Raw genomic sequence first — 2,133 nt, forward strand, 5'->3', positions numbered from 1 at the left:
AAGAAAAGCGCAAGCGCCCTTCGAAACAAGAAAAGCATTTGTTTCTATGAAGTAGCTCTAAGTAGTTCCCTTACTCGAGGCAAAAACTTTGAAGATTACTCGTTGAAGCTTTTTCGCTGGAGCTAGACAGAGAAATGCCGACCCAAAAAGGATCGGCATTTTTTCTTAAATAATTTCTAATTCTTTTAGCTTCTCTTCAGGAACAACCCCATTTACCCATCCGCGAACTTGGTAGTATTCATCAAGCATGATATCCATTCTACTTACATAACCTTCACTATTACCAGAAGCAGGTTCTTCTGTAAACCTTGTTGGTAGGAAGTCATCTTCCTTCTTGTTGAATCCTGCTAAGTTATTGTAATAGCGCTCAAGATTATACACTCTTTCTCCGGCTAGCATTACATCATCTGCAGTCATTTCAATACCCGTCATCGTTCCATACTGTTCTGCATAATGCTCTGCATTTTGGGAGAAAGATGAGAATTTACAAATATTCATGGAGTCAGAAAACGCCAACATGTCTTGGAAAACCCTTAATAATTCTGCTTTTCCTTTTGGCTCGAGACGATCCGTTGGCTCAGGGATTCCTGCAACTTCACTTGCTACAGTGTATCCTCGCAAGTGACAAGCCCCACGGTTACTTGTTGCATATCCAAGACCAATTCCTTGGATTCCCCGAGGGTCATAAGCCGGAATGGACTGCCCTTTTACTGACATAGACAGTTCTGGTGCCCCCCACTCTCTGGTGGCGCGAGCTGGCCCTTCAGCTAATGTATCCCCAATACCTTCTCTGAATGCAATTTGACGAGTTAACTCAATCATCCTGTCGGCATCGCCCCAATCAAGCTTTTCATCAATAATTCCTCTCTCATTAGCTTCCATAGTGGCAGAGAACATGTTACCGATCTCGATGGTATCCATTCCGTATTCATTACAGAGATCGATCAAATAGGCAATTGCCTCAGAATCGCTTAATCCACTATTTGAACCAAGTGCCCAAGAAGATTCAAACTCAAAGCTTTCCACACGAGTTTTGTATTTTCCCTCTTTTACTTCCACTTCTATCTTACAAGCAACTGGACATGCATGACATGTATTATTAGCAACTAGAAGATGCTCGTTTACGTATTCTCCACTGTGTTTTTCCGCTTCATCCCAATGGGTGAATTGTGAATTTCGAATAGGAAGAGCTCCTACTTCGTTAATAATATTTGTTAAAACATTTGTTCCATAGACAGATAAACCACCTTTGTTTGGTGCAGTTAATCCACCCTCCATAATTGCTTTTACAGCCTTCTTATTGGCTTCTTTATACTTATCCTTTAATACTGGTTCAGGCATTCTTCCTTTTTGAGAAGCCTTGATAACAATAGCCTTTAAATTTTTGTATCCAGCAACGGCTCCTGTTCCACCACGTCCAGCAGAACGATCATGCTCATTCATAAATCCTGCAAATCGTACAAGATTTTCTCCTGCTTGACCTATTGTCATAACACTAAGATCTTTCTCTCCATATTCTTCTTTCATCGCTTTCACTGTCTCACGAGTGCTTTTTCCCCATAGATCTTTAGCATCTTTTAATTCGGCCTTGCCGTCTTCAACATAAAGGTAAACAGGCTTGTCACTCTTCCCTTTAAAAATAACATTATCCACCCCTGCCCACTTCAAACGCGCAGCCGTCCAACCACCCATGTGGGAGTCAGTTACAGTTCCTGTTAGTGGTGACTTAGTAACTACTGCAAGTCTTCCACTCATAGAAGAGCGTGATCCTGTAACTGGTCCAGTCATGATACACAAGATGTTATCTTCAGATAGAGGTTCTACTTCTGGTCCATTATCAAAAACATATTTTACACCTAGCCCACGTCCACCAATATACTTTTTGGCATAATCTTCGTTGATTTCCCTGTAATCTACTGAACCACTTGATAAGTCAACCACAACTTCCTTGTTCATAAAACCGCCCAACGCCATTGTTTTTGACACCTCTTTTTTTAATATTGTAAACGCTTTACTGCCTTATTAATTAAATTCGACAGTGAATATTTAAATCCTCCTTCAATACGTAAAAATTTAGAATAGTAGCAAATATTTTCATAAGAAATCATTATGGCTCGCTTCGCGGAGCCACCA

Annotated in this window: 1 protein-coding gene; it reads right to left on the reverse strand. The window is 40.6% G+C overall.

Features of this window, described 5'->3' with window-relative positions:
* Nucleotides 1-165 precede the first annotated feature (165 nt).
* The gene (locus RZN25_18260; protein MEQ6378747.1) at nt 166-1,974 is read right to left on the reverse strand and encodes an aldehyde ferredoxin oxidoreductase family protein; all 1,809 of its coding nucleotides are present in this window, start codon (nt 1,972-1,974) and stop codon (nt 166-168) included.
* Between the last annotated feature and the right edge of the window lie 159 nt (nt 1,975-2,133).

Source organism: Bacillaceae bacterium S4-13-56 (genome assembly GCA_040191315.1).
In the GTDB taxonomy this organism is placed as follows: domain Bacteria; phylum Bacillota; class Bacilli; order Bacillales; family JAWJLM01; genus JAWJLM01.

Coding starts and splice junctions, on each gene's coding strand:
- RZN25_18260 (MEQ6378747.1), bottom strand. CDS start 1,974: ATGGCGTTGGGCGGTTTTATGAACAAGGAAGTTGTGGTTGACTTATCA.